The organism is Streptomyces sp. NPDC098101 (assembly GCF_044760185.1).
Taxonomy (GTDB): Bacteria; Actinomycetota; Actinomycetes; order Streptomycetales; family Streptomycetaceae; genus Streptomyces.
The window spans coordinates 48,844-70,242 of sequence record NZ_JBIWAS010000008.1; the positions used below are offsets into that span (position 1 = coordinate 48,844).

Annotated in this window: 18 protein-coding genes; 4 read left to right on the top strand and 14 right to left on the bottom strand. The window is 70.4% G+C overall.

Annotated elements, in window-relative coordinates:
- Positions 1-95: 95 nt before the first annotated feature.
- The 11 genes from ACIQVI_RS29300 to ACIQVI_RS29350 form a co-directional block, all read right to left on the bottom strand.
- On the bottom strand, positions 96-1,202 hold the full coding sequence (locus tag ACIQVI_RS29300) for an NAD(P)-dependent alcohol dehydrogenase (protein WP_403601271.1): 1,107 nt from the start codon (positions 1,200-1,202) through the stop codon (positions 96-98).
- 47 nt (positions 1,203-1,249) lie between these two features.
- Positions 1,250-2,050, bottom strand: coding sequence for an SDR family NAD(P)-dependent oxidoreductase (locus tag ACIQVI_RS29305; RefSeq protein ID WP_403601274.1), 801 nt, complete (start codon positions 2,048-2,050; stop codon positions 1,250-1,252).
- Entirely contained in the window at positions 2,047-3,672 is a 1,626-nt protein-coding gene (locus tag ACIQVI_RS29310; RefSeq protein WP_403601277.1) for an FAD-dependent oxidoreductase, read from the bottom strand. Before ACIQVI_RS29310 ends, ACIQVI_RS29305 begins: the two co-directional genes overlap by 4 nt.
- A gap of 160 nt (positions 3,673-3,832) precedes the next feature.
- Complete coding sequence (locus tag ACIQVI_RS29315) at positions 3,833-4,885, bottom strand: 2-oxoacid:ferredoxin oxidoreductase subunit beta (RefSeq protein ID WP_403601280.1); 1,053 nt, start codon at positions 4,883-4,885, stop codon at positions 3,833-3,835.
- Positions 4,878-6,788: a 2-oxoacid:acceptor oxidoreductase subunit alpha gene (locus ACIQVI_RS29320; protein WP_403601283.1), complete on the bottom strand. Its 1,911-nt coding sequence runs from the start codon at positions 6,786-6,788 to the stop codon at positions 4,878-4,880. The genes ACIQVI_RS29315 and ACIQVI_RS29320 overlap by 8 nt, the downstream gene beginning before the upstream one ends.
- Positions 6,789-6,795: 7 nt before the next feature.
- A complete protein-coding gene (locus ACIQVI_RS29325) occupies positions 6,796-8,298 on the bottom strand; it encodes an MFS transporter (RefSeq protein WP_403601285.1) in 1,503 nt (500 codons plus the stop codon).
- Entirely contained in the window at positions 8,295-8,504 is a 210-nt protein-coding gene (locus ACIQVI_RS29330; RefSeq protein ID WP_053650170.1) for a ferredoxin, read from the bottom strand. The genes ACIQVI_RS29325 and ACIQVI_RS29330 overlap by 4 nt, the downstream gene beginning before the upstream one ends.
- A gap of 14 nt (positions 8,505-8,518) precedes the next feature.
- Positions 8,519-9,748: a cytochrome P450 gene (locus ACIQVI_RS29335; protein ID WP_403601288.1), complete on the bottom strand. Its 1,230-nt coding sequence runs from the start codon at positions 9,746-9,748 to the stop codon at positions 8,519-8,521.
- A gap of 31 nt (positions 9,749-9,779) precedes the next feature.
- Positions 9,780-10,553 carry an SDR family NAD(P)-dependent oxidoreductase gene (locus ACIQVI_RS29340; RefSeq protein WP_053650166.1) on the bottom strand — a complete coding sequence of 258 codons (774 nt, stop codon included), beginning with the start codon at positions 10,551-10,553 and terminating at the stop codon, positions 9,780-9,782.
- A gap of 59 nt (positions 10,554-10,612) precedes the next feature.
- Entirely contained in the window at positions 10,613-12,943 is a 2,331-nt protein-coding gene (locus ACIQVI_RS29345; protein WP_403601291.1) for a LuxR C-terminal-related transcriptional regulator, read from the bottom strand.
- 79 nt (positions 12,944-13,022) lie between these two features.
- On the bottom strand, positions 13,023-13,184 hold the full coding sequence (locus ACIQVI_RS29350; protein ID WP_403601294.1) for a hypothetical protein: 162 nt from the start codon (positions 13,182-13,184) through the stop codon (positions 13,023-13,025).
- A gap of 163 nt (positions 13,185-13,347) precedes the next feature.
- Here ACIQVI_RS29350 and ACIQVI_RS29355 point away from each other — a divergent pair, with 163 nt between their 5' ends.
- Entirely contained in the window at positions 13,348-14,409 is a 1,062-nt protein-coding gene (locus ACIQVI_RS29355; RefSeq protein WP_403601297.1) for a LuxR C-terminal-related transcriptional regulator, read from the top strand.
- A gap of 130 nt (positions 14,410-14,539) precedes the next feature.
- Positions 14,540-15,187: an NAD(P)-dependent oxidoreductase gene (locus ACIQVI_RS29360; RefSeq protein ID WP_199837156.1), complete on the top strand. Its 648-nt coding sequence runs from the start codon at positions 14,540-14,542 to the stop codon at positions 15,185-15,187.
- 281 nt (positions 15,188-15,468) lie between these two features.
- On the opposite strand, the gene ACIQVI_RS29365 is transcribed toward ACIQVI_RS29360, so the two are convergent.
- Together ACIQVI_RS29365 and ACIQVI_RS29370 are read right to left on the bottom strand one after the other, a co-directional pair.
- Positions 15,469-16,788 (bottom strand): class I SAM-dependent RNA methyltransferase, encoded by a 1,320-nt coding sequence (locus ACIQVI_RS29365; protein ID WP_403601300.1) that lies wholly within the window; start codon positions 16,786-16,788, stop codon positions 15,469-15,471.
- A gap of 73 nt (positions 16,789-16,861) precedes the next feature.
- Positions 16,862-18,913 carry an APC family permease gene (locus ACIQVI_RS29370; RefSeq protein WP_351974163.1) on the bottom strand — a complete coding sequence of 684 codons (2,052 nt, stop codon included), beginning with the start codon at positions 18,911-18,913 and terminating at the stop codon, positions 16,862-16,864.
- A 245-nt stretch (positions 18,914-19,158) separates the two neighbouring features.
- Between ACIQVI_RS29370 and ACIQVI_RS29375 the strand changes: the two genes are divergently transcribed.
- Positions 19,159-19,827, top strand: coding sequence for a TrkA family potassium uptake protein (locus tag ACIQVI_RS29375; RefSeq protein ID WP_030211255.1), 669 nt, complete (start codon positions 19,159-19,161; stop codon positions 19,825-19,827).
- Entirely contained in the window at positions 19,827-20,498 is a 672-nt protein-coding gene (locus ACIQVI_RS29380; RefSeq protein ID WP_121830739.1) for a TrkA family potassium uptake protein, read from the top strand. The genes ACIQVI_RS29375 and ACIQVI_RS29380 overlap by 1 nt, the downstream gene beginning before the upstream one ends.
- Positions 20,499-20,649: 151 nt before the next feature.
- Here the strand turns inward: ACIQVI_RS29380 and ACIQVI_RS29385 are convergent, their stop codons facing one another.
- Positions 20,650-21,396, bottom strand: coding sequence for a DUF3159 domain-containing protein (locus ACIQVI_RS29385; RefSeq protein ID WP_351973930.1), 747 nt, complete (start codon positions 21,394-21,396; stop codon positions 20,650-20,652).
- Positions 21,397-21,399 lie beyond the last annotated feature (3 nt).

Below are 21,399 nucleotides of genomic sequence, written 5' to 3' on the forward strand. Positions count from 1 at the left end.
TTGTGAGCCCCTAACAATCCCCTACAGGTCTTTGTCCTGCGGGCACGACAAAGGCGCGGCACCGATTTAACGGTGCCGCGCACGGTACGAAATGTTCAGTACACGAGAACGGGCTTGACCGTCCGTCCCCGCTCGGAATCCTCGGCGGCCTTGTTGATGTCGTCGAAGGGATAGGTCTGGATGAGGCGGTCGAAGGGGAAGCGGCCGGCCCGGTGGAAGGCGATGAGCCGCGGGATGAAGAGCGCGGGAACGGTGTCGCCCTCCACGACGGCCTTCAGGGTGCGGCCGAAGAGCTGGGAGATGCCGAGGGACACCTCCTGTCCGGTGCCGCCCGAGCCGACGATCGCCGCCGTGCCGCCGGTGTTGAGGACGTCGACGGAGGCGCGGACGGTCTGCGGGACGCCGACGGCGTCGACGGCGAAGTCGGCGCCCGAGCCGGTGAGGTGGACGACGTCCCGGTTGAGGGTGTCGGAGCCGGCGCGCAGGACGTGGGTGGCGCCCAGGTCGAGGGCGAGGTCGAGCCGGTGGTCGTGGTGGTCGGTGACCAGGATCCGGTCGCAGCCGGCGATGCGGGCCGCCATGACGGCGGCCAGGCCGACCGCTCCGGCGCCGAAGACGACGATGCTGCTGCCGGGCGGCGGCGCGAGCGAGTCGAGGACGGTGCCGGCGCCGGTCTGGAGCCCGCAGCCCATGGGGCCGAGGAGTTCCAGGGGGGCGTCGCCGATGTCGTCCTCGACGCGGACGACGCTGCGTTCGTGGACCACGACCTCGTTGCTGAAGGAGGACTGGCCGAAGAAGTGCGCGCCGAGTTCGCCGCCGTCGGCGTCGCGGTAGGCGGTGGTGCCGTCCTTGCGCCGGCCGTACAGGTTCATGCCGAGGAACTTGGCGCAGTGCATGGGGTGGCCGCTGCGGCAGTTGCGGCACTGGCCGCAGCTCATCGGGGCGAGGACGACCCGGTCGCCCACGGCGACCGAGCCGACGCCCGCCCCGACGGCCGTGACGACTCCGCTGCCTTCGTGGCCGAGAACGGCCGGGACGCCGGGGGGCATGATCTGGTCGCGGGCCAGCAGGTCGGTGTGGCACAGGCCGGTCGCGACGAGGCGGACCGTCACTTCGTCGATGCGGGGTTCCTCCAGGTGGAGGTCCTCGATCAGGAACGGGCCCCCCTTCTCCCTGACGATCGCCGCCTTGGTGACAGACATCGGAGTTCCTTCCTCGTGGTGCGGGGTACCGGTGACCGGTGGCCGGGTCAGCCGGCCTGGTGCACGGCCCTGACGCCTCCGTTCTCGAAGGCCAGGTTCTTCTCGTGCGGTACGGGCAGGTCCGCGAAGGCGAACGGGGCGACGTCGCGGTCGGCCATGACGAGCCAGGCCTGCCCGGTGCGCCGGTCGGCGAGGACGGTCTCCAGGGCGTCAACCACGTCGGCCGAGGTCGCGATGGGAAGGCCGGCCCGGGTGAGCTCGTCCATCCGCTCGGCGATGAGCGGGGTGTCGACGAGCCCGGGGCACAGGGCGTTGATGGAGATGCCGTCCGCCTCCAGGACCGGCCCCAGGGACCGTACGAGTCCGACGACCGCGTGCTTGCTGGCCGCGTAGAAGACCTCGTACGAGGGGCGCATCCCGGTGGCGCTGGCGGTGACGACGACGGAGCCGCCGCTCGCCTTGAGCGGGCCGTACGCCGCCTGGACGCCGAAGACCACCGAGTCCAGGTTGACGCCCATCAGCCGGCGGTAGCGCTCGGGTGCGAACGCCTCGCCGATGGTCGTGCCGCTGATGGTGCCCGCGTTGAGGTGGACGACGTCGAGCCGGCCGTACGCCTCCACGGCGGCCGCGACCGCCGCCTCGTTGTCGGCGAGTTCCGTGACGTCGGTACGGACGAAGAGGGCGCCCGTCTCGGCGGCCAGGGCCTCGCCGCGCCCGGTGTCCACGTCGGCGACGACGACCCGGCTGCCGTGCCCGGCGAACCGGCGGACGGCGGCGGCGCCGATGCCGCTCGCCCCGCCGGTCACCAGGACGACGGCGTTCTCGAAGGAGTGCGCGGCCGGGGTCACGGCAGCTGCACGGAGAGCTTGTGGCGGAAGACGTTGCGCGGGTCCCACTTGGCCTTGGCCTTCTGCAGCCGGGCGTAGTTGCCCTTGTAGTAGAGGGTCGGCCAGGGCACGGTGGAGGAGTTCCACGCCGGGTCGAGGACGTCGGTGTCCGGCCAGTTGACGAAGAGGCCGTCGTAGCGGTCGTTCGGGACGGGGTAGCCGCCGGTGTCGGCGTACAGGGCCCGGTAGAACTCCCTGTTCCAGGCGAGGTGGCGGGCGTCGTCGGCCGGCACGTCCCAGCAGCTGAAGACCGAGGCCAGCATGATGGCGGTGCGGTGCGAGGAGGCGGTCGCCGACTCCGCCTGGGCGTTGATCTGGCCGCCGAAGGAGCCCAGGCTGAAGCTGGAGGCGGTGTGGGAGTACGTCGCCGAGGTCAGGTACTCGTAGACGGTGGCCGCCTGGTCGTCGGAGTACCGCTTGACGAGCAGGCCGCCCTTGGTGCGGGACCGGGGCGGGCCCTGGACTCCCATGGCGACGGCGGTGTCGGGGGCGTTGACCGTGGTGTACTGCCAGGCCTGCCTGCCGGTGTTGATCAGGGTGGCGCGCGGGGTGACGTTGGCGGTCAGGGCGGTGAGGAAGCCGTTGAGCAGCTGCTCGTTGCCCGGGACGGTCGGGTCGACCTGGGCCGAGACGAAGATGCGGCCGGCCTCCTTGCGGGGCGCGATCATCGAGGCGTAGAGCTGGTTGCCGGCCTGGCCGGGGGCGCTGTTCTGCTCGTGCCAGGTGCCGAAGTTCTTGAGCAGCTGGACGAAGGAGACCTTGTCCATGTCGGCCCAGTTCCAGATGGCGCGGCCGGTCATGAGGGCGGCCGGGCGCTTGGGCAGCGCGTCGCCGGGCTTGGTGGAGGTGACGCCGGGCGAGCGCATCCAGAAGCGGGTGACGACGCCGAAGTTGCCGCCGCCACCACCGGCGTGGGCCCACCACAGCTCGCGGTTGGGGTCGTTGGGCTCGCGGGTGGCGATGACGGTGCTGACGCCGCCCGAGGCGTTGACGGTGACGACCTCGACCGCGTACAGGTGGTCGGCGACCAGGCCGTACTGGCGGGAGAGCGCCCCGACGCCGCCGCCGATGATGTGGCCGCCGGCGCCGACGGCGGGGCACAGGCCGGCGGGGAGGGTGACGCCCCAGCCGAAGTCGAGCGTGCGGTAGATCTGGCCGAGCGTGGCGCCGGGCTCGATGCAGAACGCCTTGCGGCCGGAGTCGTACGTCACCGCGCGCATCTCGGAGAAGTCGATGACGATCTGCGTGGCCGGGTCCTCGACCAGACCGTCCAGTCCGTGCCCGCCGGAACGGACCGCGATGCGCTTTCCGGCGGCGACCGCCTCGTACACCGCCTTGGCCACCTGGGAGGTGTCCCGCACGATGCGGAACGACTCGGGAGCGGCTTTGTAGAGCTTGTTCCAGTTGCGCAGCTGGAGATCCGCGTACCGCGGGTCATTGGGAAGTACGGTGACGGCCGGCGCCGCGGATTCGGTGGATATGGACGCGGGACCGTCCACGGCCGACGCCTGATTGGCCACGGTGAGCCCTGCGGCCACCGCACCGGCCCCCACTATTACTTTTCGTCTGGTGTGAACAGACATGGAAAAGCCCCCCTGAGCATGAATGGGAAAGAACGCGAACGGCTCGATAGGAGATTATCGGCCCCTGGCCGAATTCAATCCCCTAGGGAGCCCCTATCCGTCCCCTATCCATCCCCTATAAACCCCCGGGAGAGGTGTGAGGCTGCCGGCTGTCGCTCGTTCAGTCGGTGACGGTCCAGGTGTCGTTGCCGGTGAGGAGGTGGGTGAGGTCGCCCTTGCCGTGTTGTTCGACGGCGGTGTCGAGTTGTTCGGCCATGAGGGTGTCGTAGACGGGCCGGTCGATGGCGCGGAAGACGCCGATGGGGGTGCGGTGGAGGGTGTCGGGGTCGGCGAGGCGGGAGAGGGCGAAGGCGGTGGTGGGGGTGGTGGCGTGGGCGTCGTGGATGAGGATGTCGTCCTCGTTTTCGGGGGTGATGTCCACGACGTCGAGGTCGCCGGTGGCCGGGTTGCGCACGACGCCTCTGGTGTGGTCGGTGCCGAAGCGGATCGGCTGTCCGTGTTCGAGGCGGATGACGGCTTCTTGGGCCTGGTCTTTGTCTTTGAGGGTGTCGAAGGCGCCGTCGTTGAAGATGTTGCAGTTCTGGTAGATCTCGACGAGTGCGGTGCCGTTGTGGTCGGCGGCCTGGCGCAGGACGTCGGTGAGGTGTTTGCGGTCGGAGTCGATGGTGCGGGCCACGAAGGAGGCTTCGGCGCCGAGTGCGAGGGAGACCGGGTTGAACGGGGCGTCCAGGGAGCCCATCGGGGTGGATTTGGTGATCTTCCCGGTCTCGGAGGTGGGGGAGTACTGGCCTTTGGTGAGGCCGTAGATGCGGTTGTTGAAGAGCAGGATGGTGAGGTTGACGTTGCGGCGCAGGGCGTGGATGAGGTGGTTGCCGCCGATGGACAGGGCGTCGCCGTCGCCGGTGACGACCCAGACCGACAGGTCACGGCGCGAGGTCGCGAGGCCGGTGGCGATGGCGGGGGCGCGGCCGTGGATGGAGTGCATCCCGTAGGTGTTCATGTAGTAGGGGAAGCGGGAGGAGCAGCCGATGCCGGAGACGAAGACGATGTTCTCCCTGGCGAGGCCGAGTTCGGGCATGAAGCCCTGGACGGCGGCCAGGACGGCGTAGTCGCCGCAGCCGGGGCACCAGCGCACTTCCTGGTCGGACTTGAAGTCCTTCATCGACTGGGCGGCCTCGGCCCGGGGGACCAGGCTCAGCAGTGGCTCAGGCATCGATGGCCTCCTTCAGGACGGCGGCGAGCTGTTCGGCCTTGAACGGCATCCCGTTGACCTGGGTGTGACTGCGCGCGTCCACCAGATACTTCGCCCGCAGCAGGGTGGCGAGCTGGCCGAGGTTCATCTCCGGCACCACCACCGTGTCGTACTGCTGGAGCACCTCGCCGAGGTTCTTCGGGAACGGGTTGAGGTGCCGCAGATGCGCCTGCGCGATCGCCCCGCCCTCGCGGCGGATCCGGCGCACGGCCGCGGTGATGGGCCCGTAGGTGGAACCCCACCCAAGCACCAGGGTGCGGGCCCGGTCGGGGTCGTCGACCTCGACGTCGGGGACGGTGATGTTGTCGATTTTGGCCTGGCGGGTGCGGACCATGAAGTCGTGGTTGGCCGGGTCGTAGGAGATGTTCCCGGTGCCGTCCTGCTTCTCGATCCCGCCGATCCGGTGCTCCAGCCCCGCCGTCCCCGGCACCGCCCACGGCCGCGCCAGCGTCTCCGGATCACGCTTGTAGGGCCAGAACACCTCACTGCCGTCGGCCAGTTCGTGGTTGGGGCCGGTGGCGAACGCGGTCCGCAAGTCCGGCAGCTCCCCGGTGTCCGGGATACGCCAGGGCTCGGAGCCGTTGGCGAGGTAGCCGTCGGACAGCAGGAAGACCGGGGTGCGGTACGTCAGGGCGATCCGGGCGGCTTCCAGGGCCGCGTCGAAGCAGTCCCCCGGGGTCCGGGGCGCGACCACCGGCACCGGCGCCTCACCGTTGCGCCCGTACATCGCCTGCAGCAGATCGGCCTGCTCGGTCTTCGTCGGCAACCCCGTCGAGGGGCCACCACGCTGAATGTCCACGATCAGCAACGGCAACTCCAGGGACACCGCCAGACCGATCGTCTCGCTCTTGAGCGCCACCCCCGGCCCCGACGTCGTCGTCACCGCCAGCGAGCCGCCGAACGCGGCCCCGAGGGCGGCGCCGATGCCGGCGATCTCGTCCTCGGCCTGGAAGGTGCGCACGCCGAAGTTCTTGTGCTTCGACAGTTCGTGCAGGATGTCGGAGGCCGGTGTGATCGGATACGAGCCGAGGTAGAGCGGCAGGTCGGCCTGCCGGGACGCCGCGACCAGCCCGTAGGACAGGGCCAGGTTGCCGGAGATGTTGCGGTAGGTGCCGGGCGGGAAGGCGGCGGTGGCGGGGGCGATCTCGTAGGAGACGGCGAAGTCCTCGGTGGTCTCGCCGAAGTTCCAGCCGGCCCGGAACGCGGCCACGTTCGCCTCCGCGATCCGCGGCTTCTTCGCGAACTTCGCCCGCAGGAACGCTTCCGTGCCCTCGGTCGGCCGGTGATACATCCACGACAGCAAACCCAGCGCGAACATGTTCTTCGACCGCTCGGCCTCCTTGCGGGACAGCCCGAAGTCCTTCAGCGCCTCGATCGTCAGGGTCGTCAGCGGCACCGGATGCACCCGGTAGCCCTCCAGTGAACCGTCCTCCAGCGGCGAGACCGCATAGCCGACCTTCGCCATCGCCCGCTTCGCGAACTCGTCCGTGTTGACGATGATCTCCCCGCCCCGCGGCACATCGGCCAGATTCGCCTTCAGGGCGGCGGGGTTCATCGCGACCAGCACGTTCGGCGCGTCACCGGGGGTGAGGATGTCGTGGTCGGCGAAGTGCAGCTGGAACGAGGAGACGCCGGGCAGGGTCCCGGCCGGCGCCCGGATCTCGGCCGGGAAGTTCGGCAGCGTCGACAGATCGTTCCCGAACGACGCCGTCTCCGAGGTGAACCGGTCACCCGTCAACTGCATCCCGTCACCCGAATCACCCGCGAAACGAATGATCACCCGATCGAGCCGACGCACTTCCTTCACGGGATCCGCGAACTCCCCCGTCTCCCCGGACGTCTCGGCCTTCTCCGACGTGCGCATCCGCCCGCTACTCCTGGTCCGTCTTCGCGGCGGCGGGCGCCGCGGGCCGCTGCGGCCGCACGTTGATCAGCGTGCCGGCGAGCACCGCTCCGAGCAGGGCCACGCCCGCGGCGAACGCGCAGGCCACGGCCAGGCCGTGCACGGAGGCCTCCTGCGTCGTCGTGGCGGTGACGGCGCGGGAGCCGAGGTAGGTGGCCGCGGCGCTCGTCGAGATGGTGTTGAGCAGGGCCGTTCCGATCGAACCGCCCACCTGCTGCGAGGTGTTGACGACCGCGGAGACGATTCCGGCGTCGCGGGCCTCGGTCGCGGACATGGCCGTCTGGAAGACGGGCACGGCCAGGTTGCCGACGCCGATCCCGAAGAGGAACAGGGCGGGGAACACGCCGGTCAGGTAGTCGCTCTCGGGGGTGAGGCGGGTCAGCACGAGGAGGCCGAGCGCCGAGATCACCAGTCCGGCCACGATCATCACGTTGGGCCGCAGGCGCAGCAGCAGCTTGCTGGCGACCTTCGTGGAGTAGACGGCGGCGGTGACGATGTACGCGAGGAAGGCCAGGCCGGCCTTCAGGGGCGAGTACTCCATGACGGTCTGGAGCTGGTACGTCATGCCGAGGAACATGCCGAGCATACAGAACGCGGAGATCGCCATGGCGAGGAAAGCGCCCCCGCTGTTGCGGTTGGTGATGACCCGCAGCGGCAGCAGGGGGCGCGCGGACTTGGCCTGGACGACGACGAACGCGCCGAGCAGGACCACCGCCGCGACCAGCGAGCCGACGATGACGGGCGAGCCCCAGCCCTTCGTACCGCCTTCGCCCAGGCCGTAGATGAGGGCGAGCATTCCGCCGGTGGCGAGGACCGCGCCGGGGACGTCGAGCCTGGTCTCGGGGTTGCGCTTCGGGGTGGGCAGGGCGAGGTAGCCGCCGACGACGATCGCGGCGGCGAAGAGGATGTTGATGTAGAAGCACCAGCGCCAGTCGAGGTAGTCGGTGAGGGCGCCGCCGAGGATGAGGCCGGTGGCGCCGCCGGACATCGAGATGGCGGTGAAGATGCCGAACGCCTTGGCGCGTTCGGCGGCGTCGGTGAAGGTGCTGCTGATCAGGGAGAGCGTCGAGGGCGCGATGAGGGCGGCGAAGACGCCCTGGGCCGCGCGGGATCCGATGAGCATCGCGGGGGTGGTCGCGATGCCGCCGAGCGCGGAGGCGAGGGCGAAGCCGACGACGCCGATCATCAGGGAGCGCTTGACGCCGATGATGTCGCCGATGCGTCCGCCGAGCAGCAGCAGGCCGCCGAAGGTGAGGGCGTAGGCGGTGACGGTCCACTGGCGGGACACGTCGGTGAGGCCGACGGCCTCCTGTGCGGAGGGCAGGGCCACGGCGATGATGGTGGCGTCGAGCCACACCATCAGCTGGGCGAGGGAGATGACCACCAGGCCCCACCAGCGGGAGTCCCGCTTGGCTCCGGCTTCGTCGCTCGCGCTGCCGCTCGCGCTGCCGGTCGCGGTGTTCGTCGTCACTTCTCGCTCGTCTCGGTGTAGGTGATGGCCCGGGAGGGGCACAGGTAGGCGGCCTCGTGGACCGACTCGGCCTCGGCGGGGACGGCCCGGTCGCGCAGGACGACGACGGTGCCGATGTCGTCCTGGTCGAAGAGGTCGGGTGCGGTCATGACGCACTGTCCGGCGCCGATGCAGACGGAGGTGTCCGCGGTGATGCGGAGCGGCACGGCCGGCCTCCCCGTCACCAGGCGACCGGCAGTTCGGCGAGGCCGAACACCAGTCCCTGCTTGACCTCGATCTCGTCCACGGGCCGGTCGAGCCGGAGGTCCGGGACGCGGTCGAAGAGGGTGCGCAGGGCGACGTCGAGTTCGACGCGGGCCAGGTTCTGGCCGATGCACTGGTGGATGCCGAAGCCGAAGCTGAGGTGGTTGCGGACGTTGCGGTGGATGTCGAGCTCGTTGGGGCGCTCGAACTGCGCCTCGTCGCGGTTGGCGGCGGGGTTGAGGAAGATGATCCCGTCGCCCTCGCGGATGGTGACGCCGCCGACCTCGACGTCGGCGGTGGAGACGCGGGAGAGGCCGCCGGTGAGGGAGAGGAAGCGGAGGAGTTCCTCGACGGCGTTGCGCCAGAGGCCGCTGTCGGCCCGGAGTTCGGCGAGCTGCTCGGGGTGTTCGAGGAGGGTGAGGACGCCGAGGGCGATGGTGTTGGCGGTGGTCTCCTGGCCGGCGATGACCAGGACGAGGGCGTAGCGGACCAGTTCCTCGCGGTCGAGGGTGCCGGCCTTGACCTGGGTCACGAGGTCGTCGAGGAGGCCCTCGCCGGGCTCGGTCTCCTTGGCGACGAGGAGCCGGTCGAGGTAGTCGGTGAGGTCGGCCATGGCGTCGACGACCTGCTCGGGGTCGAAGCGGCGGTAGGTGAGGTCCTCGAAGTGGTCGCGGTCCTCGTAGGGGATGCCGAGGAGCTGGGAGAGGACCATGGCGACGAGCGGCTTGACGTAGACGTCGAGCAGGTCGGCGGAGTCGCCGGCGGCGACCATGTCGTCGGCGAGCCGGGCGGCGGTCTTCTCGATCTCGGGCTTGATGCCGGCGATCTTCTTGAGGGTGAAGCTGGGCAGGATGTCGCGGCGCTGCTTGGTGTGCTCGGGCGGGTCGGTGCGGATGAGGGCGCCGATGGCGGCCGAGCGGGGGGTCTGGAGCTGGGTGAGCGCCGGGATCGGCATGGGGAAGTTGGGGTGGAAGCGGTTGACCGACATGGCCGGGTGGGACATGAGTTCGCGGGTCTCGGCGTGGCCGGTGACCGCCCAGACCGGGCGGCCGTCGAACTGGCGGACCCGGGTGACGGATCCGCGGGCGCGGAGGTCCTCGTACTCCTTGGGCGGGTGGTACGGGCAGGTGCGGGTCATGGGGAGTTCGGGCGGTGCGGACTCGGGCGGCGCGGCCGGGGTCCCGGGCGCGGCGGCGGTCTCGGTCATGGGTGTCTCCGATCCGGTGCGAGGGGGCCGCTCAGGGCGCCGGGGTGAGGAAGTGGCCGTCGACGCGGACCAGCTCTCCGGTGATGTTGGTGTTGGCCCGGGAGCAGAGGAAGACGATGGTGCGGGCGACGTCCTCGGGGTCGGTGTTCCGCTTGGTGGCCGCGGCGTCGGCGGTGTAGTTGAGCAGGGCCGGTGACATCTGCTTGTCGCCGGGGGTGAAGCCGGGCAGGACGACGTTGGTGAGGATGCCGGCGCGGCCGAGTTCGCGGGACATCACGCGGGTCAGCCCGTGGAGGCCCGCCTTGGCGCTGGCGTAGGCGGCGCGGCCGGGGTAGCCGTCCTCCGCGAAGGTGGAGGAGACGTGCACGATGCGGCCCCAGCCGGAGGCGCGCATGGGGCCGACGACGGCGCGGCTGAGGAGGTAGGGGCCGAGGAGGTTGGCCTGGAGGGACGCGGCGAAGCGCTCCGGCGGCTCGGTCTCGAAGAGTTCGCCGGGGCGGGGGAAGTCGGGCAGGGCGACGGCGTTGTTGACGAGGACGTCGACGGCGCCCCAGCGCTCCCCCACGGCGTTCAGCAGGCGGGTGATGGAGGCGGGGTCCCCCTGGTCGAGCCGTTCGGCGACGACCTCGCCGGTGCCGTCGCCGAGTTCGGCGCGGCGTACCGTCTCCTTCGCCCCGGCGGGGTTGCTGTGGTACGTGGCGACGACCCGGGCGCCCTCCGCGGCGAAGGCCGTGGCGGTCGCCCGGCCGATGCCCCCGCTGGCGCCGGTGACGACGACGACTTTGTCCTTGAGTCCGAAATCCATCGTGTGCCTCTGCTGTTGTTTCCTGTGCCGCCGGGCGGTGTGCCCGGCGGCGTCGTGGATCAGCCGAGCCGGGAGCGGAGCTCCTGGCGGTCGGCGAGCTGGAGCTTGCGGTAGGTACGGGTGAGGTGCTGTTCGACGGTGCTGACGGTCACCGACAGTTCGCGGGCGATCTTCTGGTTGGAGATGCCCTGCGCGGCGAGGACGGCGACGCGCCGCTCGGAGGGGCTGAGCTGCTGGAGGCAGACGGCGTTGCGGTCGTAGATCTTGTACCGCGGCACGTCGGCGTGGTCGCGGTTCTGGATCAGGTCGCCGCTGCGCAGTCCGGCGACGACCGTGGGCAGCGTCGGGGTGCCGGTGGCTTCCCTCAGGTGTTCGAAGATGGCTTCGCGCAGGTCGAAGCGGGTTTCGCCGGGCCCGTCGTCGAAGGTGGCCTGCCAGGGCCGGTCCAGTGACTGGACGATGTACTCCACGGACTGGCTGTAGTCGCCCATGGCCATGTACGTCGCGGCGGCCGACAGCTGCCAGGGCATCCGCCAGCCGCGGTCGAGGTCCCAGTCGGCGAGGACGCGTCCGCAGCGCAGGAAGTCGGCCAGGGCCGGGAGGTGGTCGCCCTGGGCCAGGTGGTGGTGGCCGCGGGCGTAGAGGTAGCCGAGTCCGTAACGGGTCTCGTACATGGACGCGGGTACGCGGCGGCGCAGCAGGACGGCCGTCTCGTCCGGTGTGCCGAGGAGGGTGTGGGCGAGTACGAGGGTGGCGAGCGGGCCGCCGACGCGTACGCCCCAGCGGCGGGCGGGCAGTTGTCTCAGGGCTTGGCCGGCGTCGGTGACGGCCGCCGTGGGGTCGCCGAGGGCGAGGGCGCTCTCGGCGCGCAAGGCGGTGAGCTGGGCCCGCCACGGTGTGATGTCGTCGCCCTGCGCGTCGGCGAGGAAGCGGTCGCACCAGGCGCGGGCCTGTTCGGGTGCGCCGCTGTGGATCTGTGCCCACAGCGCGGCGAGGACGGCGGGAGCCGTCTCGTCGGTGAAGATGCCGCGTTCGAGGGCCTGCTCGGCGAGGCCGGTGGTCTGCCGCGGGTCGGTGCGGCCGGTCAGGATGCCGGCGAGCGACCAGGCCGCGGCGTAGCGGGCGTCGGGTACGGAGGTGGTGTCGATCCTCGTGCGGGGGGCGCGGTTGCCGACGGCCTGCCGGAGCAGGCCGGGGAATTCGGCGGCGACCAGGAGCTTGCCGGCCTCCAGGTCGGTGACGCGCCGGTTCTCGCGCGAGGTGAGGTCGTGGATGCCCCGGTCGATGGTGCCGACGATGTCGCGGGCCTCCCACAGGGTCTCCGGCCGGTGGCCGGAGACCCGGAACTCCTCGCCCGAGTGGCGCTCGGGCAGGTGGGCGGAGACGAACCCGTTCTCGAAGGACTCCAGCCACTGGGCCGCGTCCTCGGCCGACACGCCGTCGGCGTTGAGGGCGACGGCGGTCTGCCGGCCGAGGTGGGCCCGTCGTTTGCGCGGGATGTAGCCGAGGACCGCCGCCCGTGCGACGGGGTGGCGGAATCCGCCGTCGGCGAGGAGACCGGCGGCGACGAGGTCGCGCGTGGCCTCCTCCACGGCGGTGGTCTCGGTGGCGGCGAGTTCGGCGATCAGCCGGGGTGAACGGCTGTCGCCGGCCACGGCGATCGCCTCGGCGATCTCGCGCGCTTCGGGGTCGAGCCGGTGCAGGCACTCCAGGACCGCTTGTGCGTAGGAGGCGCCCACGACGGTCCTGCCGCCGGCGAAGTCGCGCAGCAGGGCCGTGGTGATGAGCAGGTTGCCGTTGGAGAGCCGGAGCGTGCGGGAGGCGGCGTCCGGGGTGAGCCGGACGCCGAAGTCCGCGGCGAGGTCCCGCACCTGCTCGGCGGTGAGCGAGGTGAGGGAGATCTTGCGGAAGGTGGACCGGCCGGCGAGTTCGTCGGCCAGCCAGTGGGATCCGTAGGGCGAGTTGGTGCGGTCGGCGGCGACGACGAGCACCCGGCGGTCGGCGATGTCGGACGACAGCCGGGTGATCAGCCGTGCGGACGCGGGGTCCGCGTGGCGGAGGTCGTCGACGCGGACGAGTACGGTCGCGTCCCGCGCCATGCGCAGGATTTCCGCGACCGTCGCCGTGATGCCCCGATCGGTGTCCGGGGCGCGCTCGCCGAGCAGTTGTCGGCCGACGGCGAGCGGTCCGGTGTCACCGAACGGTGAGCAGTCCGCCCGGAGTACCCGGACGTCCCGTGCGGCGGCGTATGCGGCGAACTCGTCGAGCAGTGTGGTCTTTCCGGCCGCGACGGGCCCTGTCACCAGTGCGGTCCTGCCGTATTCCGCAGTCGCGTCGGCCAGTATGTCGCGGAGTACTTTCCACCCGAATGTGGATTGCATAGAGGCCATCAGGCCTCCCCCCAGTGTCGCAATACCGGGTGTTCCCGGCCTAAGAAGTCACTGTCACGTCCACGTGCCGGACAGGGGATCATCCCCAGCCCTGATCGTCTTTTTCTTCACCGGTGGTCACCGGCACGGAGACTGCGCGGATGTCGTCGTGGATCTGGTGCGAGAAGGAGATTCCCACGAATGCGGCGCACACCAGGAGAAAGGTGGACGCGGTGTGCACGGCATGACTGAAATGGCTCATCAGATACCCCCCATGTAACTGACAGATGAACACGATGCTACGTGGGCGACCCGCTTGACCAGCGGGAACCGCCTCCGCTCAATCATCACAAAAAAATCGGCCCCCTCCACGAGACCGTAGGATCCAGTTGCTGACTGACCGAAAGTTGAGGGGGATGCAATCCGTGACGTACAGCGACATACCAGACACCTCTGGTATCCCGCAGGCCGGCGCTGTCGCCCATCGGGTCTACGCGTACGCCGTCCACCGCGTGTGCATCGACGTCCCCACCTGCGCCCGGGATCTGGACATTCCCCCCGAACAGGTGGAGGAAACGGTGAGGGACCTGACACACCTGCGCCTGCTGCTGCCGGCGCAGGGGTCGAGGGACGAGTACGTCGCGGTGAACCCCATGTCCGCCTCGCTCCAGCTCCTCGCCCCCTACGACGAGGAACTGCGGGCCCGGCAGCACGCGTTGGAGCAGATCCGGCAGCAGATGCACAGCCTCATGCCGCTGTTCCGGAGCAGCACCCCCGAGGCCCAGCGCGACGCGTCGATCGAGCGCATCGACGACCTGAACGCGGTGCGCGGCATCCTGAGCCGCCTGGCCGAGGAGTGTCAGCACGAGGTCATCACCTCCCAGCCCGGCGGGGCGCGGGACGCCGGCATCCTGGAGGAGGCGGCGCGGCGCGACAGCTACGTCCTGGAGCGCGGTGTCCGGATGCGAACCCTCTACCAGCACACGGCCCGCTTCGACCAGCCCACCCGCGCGTACGTGGACCGCATCTCCCACAAAGGAGCCGAAGTCCGCACCACGGGCAGCGGTTTCATGCGTGCGATCATCTACGACTCCCGCACGGCGGTCATTTCCCTGCCGGACAACCCGCAGGGCGCCGCTCTCGTACAGAATCCCGATATCACCCACTTCATCGTGCAGGCCTTCGAATGGGCGTGGGTGACCGCCGAGCCGTTCAATCCCCGGTTCGACCGCGATGAGATACGTTCGATATCGGATTCGCTGAACCAGACGCTGCTCCGCATGTTGGCGAGCGGTCACGACGACAAGTCGATCGCCCGTCAGCTCGGCATCTCCCCCCGCACCTGCCAGCGCAGGATCTCCGAACTCATGCAGGAGATCGGGGCCCGGACCCGGCTGCAGGCCGGATATCTCATCCGTGAACACGGCCTGGTTCCGCACACCGACGACATCGATTTCCCGGACGAACCTTCCGAGGGCGGCGCGTGACCCGCCGGCACCCCCCTAGGAATGTCTGGGGTCCCCGCCCGTTGCTCCGGACAACCGGCCCTGACTAACGTCGTTTTCCGGGCCTCGGGGCCGATTCCCCGTGCCCTTACGGCGAAGGAAGGTATTCCCCATGAGCAAGATCGTGGTGTTCGGCGCGGGCGGCAAGGCGGGCCGTGAGATCGTGAAGGAGGCCGTGTCCCGCGGTCACGAGGTCACCGCCGTGGTCCGTGACCCGGCCAAGTACGACGATCTCGCCGCGGAGCGGGTCCAGGTCGTGGCGGGCGACATCACCAACGTCCGCAGCGTCACCTCGGTGGCCGCCGGCCACGACGTGGCGATCCACGCGGTCTACGACCAGACGGCGGCCCCCGAGCCGTTCTTCGTCGGCGCCGCCCACGCCCTCCTGGAGAGCCTCCCCGAGGCCGGCGTGAAGCGCGCCCTGATCGTCGGCCTGGTCTCCACCCTGGAGGTCGCGCCGGGTCAGCGCGTCATGGACACCCCGGACTTCCCGGAGGCGTTCCTGGAGTTCTGCAAGGGCCACGCCGCCGGCCTGGAGGTCTTCCGCTCGGCCACCACCGACCTCGACTGGCTGGTCGTCACCCCGCCGATGGTCCTCGACCAGACCCCGCGCACCGGCACCTACCGCGTCGGCGGCGACCAGCTCCTCACCAAGGAGGACGGCACCAGCCACCTCTCCTACGCCGACCTGGCCGTCGCCCTGATCGACGAGGCGGAGACCCCCAAGCACCACCAGACCCGCATCGCCGTGGCGGACTGACCCTTCCCCTCCCCCTCACCAGGGCCCGCCGGCATCCCGCCGCCGGGCCCTGGCGGCTTTCCCACCATGAAGAAGAGCCCCGTACCCCAGGTAGCAGCCGAGCAGACGCACCAGACCGAGCACGACCGTCCACGATCCACACACAGCACCGGACACGCGCCCTGCCGCACTCACTTGTCGACGCCTCTCCCGTCGTCCAGGTTCCGGCCGCCCGAAAGCCCCCGCGGGCAGCGAGGTCGGGTTCTGGTACCGAGCCCCCGCGAAACCCCAGCCCGGACGTCCTACTTGACCGGCTCCAGAATCGCCACGCACTCCACATGGTGCGTCATCGGAAACAGATCGAACGCCCTCAGCGTCCGCACCCGGTACCCCCGCTCCCGGAAGTAGCCCAGGTCGCGGGCCAGGGCCGCCGGGTCGCAGGCGACGTAGGCGATGCGGCGGGCGCCGAGGGTCGTCAGGTGGTGGACGGTCTGCTTGCCGGCGCCGGCGCGCGGGGGGTCGAGGACGATGAGGTCGACCTCGGTGATGCCGGTGCGCGGGAGGACCGATTCGACCTTGCCCTGTTCGATGCGGACCCGGTCGAAGTGCTGCAGGTTGTGGCGGGCGTCCTCCACCGCGCGCTTGCCGGACTCGATGCCGAGGACCGCGCCCTGGTCGCCGACGCGGTCGGCGAGGGCGCCCGCGAAGAGGCCGACGCCGCAGTAGAGGTCGAGGGCGGTGTCGCCCTTGCGCGGGAGGAGGCCCTGCATGACGGCCTTCATCAGGGTGTCGGCGGCCTTCGGGTGGATCTGCCAGAAGCCGCCGCTGCCCACCCGGTGGGTGCGCTCGTCGGCGCGCTCGCGGACGAAGGCGCGGCCGTGGACGCGGTGGACCCCGCCGTCCTTCTCGTCGACGCGCATGACCGAGACCGGCTTGTCGAGCTCGACCAGGGGGAGGCGGGCGCCGGGGCGCGGGGTCAGGATGACCTGGCGGTCGTTCGAGCCCGAGGCGGCGATCGCCTCGACCGAGGCCATCCCCTCCCAGGTCCGCTTCTCGACGCCCAGCTCCGAGACGCCCTCCGCGGCGATCATGCAGTAGTCGATGACCTCCACGTCGTGCGAGCGGTGCTTGCGCAGGCCCGCGCGGCCCTCGGGGTCGATCGCGTACTGGACGCGGGTGCGCCACCGCGGGACCTCGCCCGCGGGCAGCTTGTCGCCCTCGGCCGGCATGACCGTGCCGTCCCAGCCGGCCTCCTCCGGGGTGAGCCCGGCGAGCCGCTGGAGCTGCTCCGCGATCACCTCGCCCTTGAGGCGGCGCTGGGCGCCCGGCTTGGCGTGCTGCCAGTCGCAGCCGCCGCACTTGCCGGGGCCGGCGAACGGGCAGGGGGCCTCGACCCGGTCCTTGGACGGTTCGAGGATCTCGACCGCGTCGGCGCGCAGGAAGCGGGAGGTCTCCTCGCCCTCGGTGACGCGGGCGACGATCCGCTCCCCCGGCAGGGCGTGGCGGACGAAGAGGACCCGGCCGGCCTCCGTACGGGCGATGCAGTGGCCTCCGTGGGCGACCGGTCCGACCTCGACCTCGTACTCCTCCCCGACCAGCGACGAGACAGGGGTGTTCTGCATGGCGGGGAGCTCCAAGGGGAATGGGGTGTGGGCTGCCGTTCGGACGGCAGCCCACCAGTCTAGTTGGTCTTTCTCAGTTGTTCTTTCCGGCCGGTTCCCGGTGGCCCTTCTCGACCGGTCCGCGGCGGACCGAGCCCGGCGCGTTCCACTCCTGGCGCTTCCTGGCCCGCTTCTTCGCGACCTCGGAGGAGCGGAGCTGGTACGGGACGGAGGTGACCATGACGCCGGGGGTGAAGAGCAGCCGTCCCTTGAGGCGCAGGGCGCTCTGGTTGTGCAGCAGGTGCTCGTACCAGTGGCCGACGACGTACTCGGGGATGTAGACGGAGACGGCGTCGCGCGGACTCTCGCGGCGCAGGCTCTTCACGTACTCGATCACCGGGCGGGTGATCTCGCGGTACGGCGAGTCGAGGATCTTGAGCGGGACGTTGATGCCGCGCCGCTCCCACTCCGCCTTGAGCGCCCTCGTCTCGGCCGGGTCGACGTTGACGGTCAGCGCCTCCAGCTCGTTCGCGTGCATGAGCTTGGCGTAGGCCAGGGCGCGGAGGGTGGGCTTGTGGAGCTTGGAGACGAGGACGATGGAGCGGACCCGGGAGGGGCGCACGTACTCGTCGGGGCGCTCCTCGGCGGCGGCGATCTCGGCGGCCACCGCGTCGTAGTGCCTGCGGATCGCGGTCATCGTCCCGTAGAAGATCACCATGCCGAGCAGGGCGACCCAGGCGCCGTGGGTGAACTTGGTGGCGAGGACGACGACGAGGACGAGGCCGGTGAAGAAGGCGCCGAAGGCGTTGATCGCGCGGGAGCGGATCATGTGGCGGCGCTTGGCGGGGTCCCGCTCGGTCTTCAGGTGCCGGTTCCAGTGCCGGACCATGCCGGTCTGGCTGAGGGTGAAGGAGACGAAGACGCCGACGATGTACAGCTGGATCAGCCGGGTCGAGTCGGCTCCGTAGATCCAGACGAGGAGGGCGGCGGCGCCGGCGAGGAGCACGATGCCGTTGGAGAAGGTGAGCCGGTCGCCGCGGGTGTGCAGCTGGCGCGGCAGGTAGCGGTCCTGGGCGAGGATCGAGCCGAGGAGCGGGAAGCCGTTGTACGCGGTGTTCGCGGCCAGGAAGAGGACGAGCGCGGTGGCGGCGGCGAGGACGACGAAGAGGAACGTCCCGTCGCCGAAGACGGCGGCCGCGACCTGCGAGATGACCGGGTGCTGGACGTAGTCCGCGCCCACCGGGACGCCGTCGACGATCAGGTCCCGGCCGGGGTTCTCGGCCATCCGGACGTCGGTGGCCATGGCCAGGAAGATGATGCCGCAGAACATGGTGACGGCCAGGCCGCCCATGAGGGCGAGCGTGGTGGCGGCGTTCTTCGACTTGGGCTTGCGGAAGGCGGGGACGCCGTTGGAGATCGCCTCGACGCCGGTGAGGGCGGCGCAGCCGGAGGAGAAGGCGCGGAGCAGCAGGAAGACGAGGGCGAATCCGGCCAGTCCCTGGTGCTCGGGTTTGATCTCGAAGTCGGCGGTGGGGGCCTTCATCGTGTCGCCGAGGACGATGCCCCGGTACGCGCCCCAGGCGATCATCAGGAAGACGCCGGCGACGAAGACGTACGTCGGGATCGCGAAGAGCGTGCCGGACTCCTTCACCCCGCGCAGGTTCATCAGGGTGAGCAGCAGGATGACGGCTACTGCGGAGGCGACCTTGTGCTCGACGACGAAGGGGACCGCCGAGCCCAGGTTCTCGATGCCCGAGGAGATCGAGACGGCGACGGTCAGGACGTAGTCGACGAGCAGGGCGCTCGCCACGGTGAGTCCGGCCTTCGGCCCCAGGTTGGTGTTGGCGACCTCGTAGTCGCCGCCGCCGCTCGGGTACGCGTGCACGTTCTGCCGGTAGGAGGCGACGACCGTGAACATGAGGACGACGACCGCGAGCGCGATCCAGGGGCTGAAGTGGTAGGCCGACAGACCGGCTACGGAGAGGACGAGGAGGACCTCGCCGGGCGCGTACGCCACCGAGGAGAGCGGGTCGGAGGCGAAGACGGGAAGGGCGATCCTCTTCGAGAGGAGGGTCTCACCGAGCTTGTCGCTGCGTAGGGCCCGCCCGATCAGGATCCGTTTGGGCACGTCGGTCAGTTTGGACACGGAGAGGATCGTAAGCGTTCGAAAAGAGCCAAGTTCACCGCGACCCCCTTGTCCTCACGGATCCATACGGAATCTTTCCGCCTGTCCCCTCGGATGCGGTCCCCGTAGGGGTTGCCGCTTAAGCTCGGAGCGGGCGACCCGGCAGGGCGTCGCCCGCCGCGGCCCGGGCGGATCGGGCGAGGAAAGTTGTGAGCAGGTTGTTTTCGCAGGTCAGCAAGGCGATCAGGAGTGCGGGGTAAGGGGACGTGCACATCGTCATCATGGGCTGCGGGCGAGTGGGAGCCGCTCTCGCGCAGACCCTCGAACAGCAGGGGCACACGGTCGCGGTCGTGGACCAGGACCCGACGGCCTTCCGTCGCCTGGGGTCGGGTTTCGGCGGTCGTCGCGTCACGGGCGTGGGGTTCGACCAGGACACGCTGCGCGAGGCCGGGATCGAGGACGCCGGGGCGTTCGCCGCGGTGAGCAGCGGCGACAACTCGAACATCATCGCGGCGCGGGTCGCGCGCGAGATGTTCGGCATCGAGAACGTGGCGGCGCGGATCTACGACCCGCGCCGTGCCGAGGTCTACCAGCGCCTGGGCATCCCGACGGTCGCGACGGTCCGCTGGACCGCCGACCAGATGCTGCGGCGGCTGCTGCCCTCGGGCGCGGAGCCGCTGTGGACGGACCCGAGCGGTGGGGTGCAGCTGGCCGAGGTGCACACCTCGCCGGCCTGGATCGGTCACAAGATCAGCCGGCTCCAGGACGAGACGGGGGTGCGCGTCGCGTTCCTGACCCGGCTCGGCGAGGCCGTCATCCCCTCGTCGCAGACGGTGCTCCAGGAGGGCGATCTGGTGCACGTGATGATGCGTACGGACGAGATCGCGAAGGTCGAGGAGGCCTTCGCCGAGGGTCCCGAGGAGGGTGGTCACTGATGCGTGTCGCCATTGCGGGCGCGGGTGCGGTGGGCCGTTCCATCGCGGGCGAGCTCCTGGAGAACGGTCACGAGGTCCTGCTCGTCGACAAGGCGCCGACCGCCATCTCGGTGGAGCGGGTGCCGCAGGCGGAGTGGCTGCTCGCCGACGCCTGCGAGATCACCTCCCTGGACGAGGCCGCGCTCCAGCGCTGCAACGTGGTGATCGCGGCGACCGGCGACGACAAGGTGAACCTGGTCGTCTCGCTGCTCGCCAAGACCGAGTACGGCGTGCCGCGGGTGGTCGCCCGGGTGAACAACCCGAAGAACGAGTGGCTGTTCAACGAGGCCTGGGGCGTGGACGTGGCGGTCTCGACGCCGCGTCTGATGTCGGCCCTGGTCGAGGAGGCGGTGAGCGTCGGCGACCTGGTCCGGCTGCTGCGCTTCAGCCACGGCGACGCGAACCTGGTCGAGCTGACGCTCCCGCCGGAGTCGGCGGTCGCCGGCACCTCGGTCGGGGACGTGGCCTGGCCGCAGGACACCTCGCTGGTGACGATCATCCGCGGTTCGCGGGTGCTGACGCCGAGCCCCGAGGAGACCCTGGAGGCCGGTGACGAGCTGCTGTTCGTGGCCGCGCAGGCCCGCGAGGAGCAGCTGGAGGACCTGCTCCAGGTGCGCCGCGAGACGCCCTGACGACGGGCCGCCGCGCGGTCGTCGTACGGTCGTTCGTACGGCCGTCGTACGCGGGAAGGGCCCGGACCTGGTGACCAGGTCCGGGCCCTTCTCCGTACGCGGGTACGCACGTACGCATACGGGTACGCGCGTACGTGCCCGGGGGCGGGGCTCAGGCCTCCGGCCGGCCCTCGGCCGCGGCGGCCTCCTCGCGGGCCTTCTCCGCGCGCTCCTCGGCCTCCATCTCGGCGAAGACGTCGATCGGCGGCGGGGCCTTCGCGAGGAACACCCAGGTGAGGTAGACCGCGAGCAGGAACGGCGGGATCTTCAGGGCGACCGAGACCCAGCCGAAGCGGGTCGGGTCGGCCCACCAGTACAGCGGGAAGAGGACCGCGCACTTGCCGAGCAGGATCAGGCCCCAGGCCCAGCTCGCCTTCGTGTACGCCTTCTTGCGGCCCGGGTTGCGGGTGCGCCAGGAGAGGTTCTCCTTGAAGACCGGGCCGAGGATCAGGCCGATCAGGGGCACTCCGGCGATCGCGGTGACGATGTACGCCAGGGCGAGGCCGAGGGTGTACAACATGCCCGGCAGGTAGAAGTCCTTGGCGTTGCCCGTCATCATCGCGAAGACCACGCCGAAGGCGACGCCGAAGACGCCGCTGAAGGCGTGCTTGACGGTGTCGCGGCGCAGCAGCCGGACGGCGACGAGGAGCAGCGAGACCGCGAGCGCGGCGATCGCCGAGGTCTTCAGGTCCTTGTTGATCGTGAAGATCGTGACGAAGAGCAGGCCGGGCAGGACCGTCTCGACCATGCCCCGCAGGCCGCCGAACGCCTCGAACAGGGCGGCCTCGGTGACCTCCTTCGAGGCGCGGGCGTCCTGGGCGTCCTGGTCCGTGCTGGTCGGCTTGTCGAGGGACGTCACCGG

Coding starts and splice junctions, on each gene's coding strand:
- ACIQVI_RS29300 (WP_403601271.1), bottom strand. CDS start 1,202: ATGTCTGTCACCAAGGCGGCGATCGTCAGGGAGAAGGGGGGCCCGTTC.
- ACIQVI_RS29310 (WP_403601277.1), bottom strand. CDS start 3,672: ATGTCTGTTCACACCAGACGAAAAGTAATAGTGGGGGCCGGTGCGGTG.
- ACIQVI_RS29315 (WP_403601280.1), bottom strand. CDS start 4,885: ATGCCTGAGCCACTGCTGAGCCTGGTCCCCCGGGCCGAGGCCGCCCAG.
- ACIQVI_RS29320 (WP_403601283.1), bottom strand. CDS start 6,788: ATGCGCACGTCGGAGAAGGCCGAGACGTCCGGGGAGACGGGGGAGTTC.
- ACIQVI_RS29335 (WP_403601288.1), bottom strand. CDS start 9,748: ATGACCGAGACCGCCGCCGCGCCCGGGACCCCGGCCGCGCCGCCCGAG.
- ACIQVI_RS29340 (WP_053650166.1), bottom strand. CDS start 10,553: ATGGATTTCGGACTCAAGGACAAAGTCGTCGTCGTCACCGGCGCCAGC.
- ACIQVI_RS29345 (WP_403601291.1), bottom strand. CDS start 12,943: ATGGCCTCTATGCAATCCACATTCGGGTGGAAAGTACTCCGCGACATA.
- ACIQVI_RS29350 (WP_403601294.1), bottom strand. CDS start 13,184: ATGAGCCATTTCAGTCATGCCGTGCACACCGCGTCCACCTTTCTCCTG.
- ACIQVI_RS29360 (WP_199837156.1), top strand. CDS start 14,540: ATGAGCAAGATCGTGGTGTTCGGCGCGGGCGGCAAGGCGGGCCGTGAG.
- ACIQVI_RS29365 (WP_403601300.1), bottom strand. CDS start 16,788: ATGCAGAACACCCCTGTCTCGTCGCTGGTCGGGGAGGAGTACGAGGTC.
- ACIQVI_RS29380 (WP_121830739.1), top strand. CDS start 19,827: ATGCGTGTCGCCATTGCGGGCGCGGGTGCGGTGGGCCGTTCCATCGCG.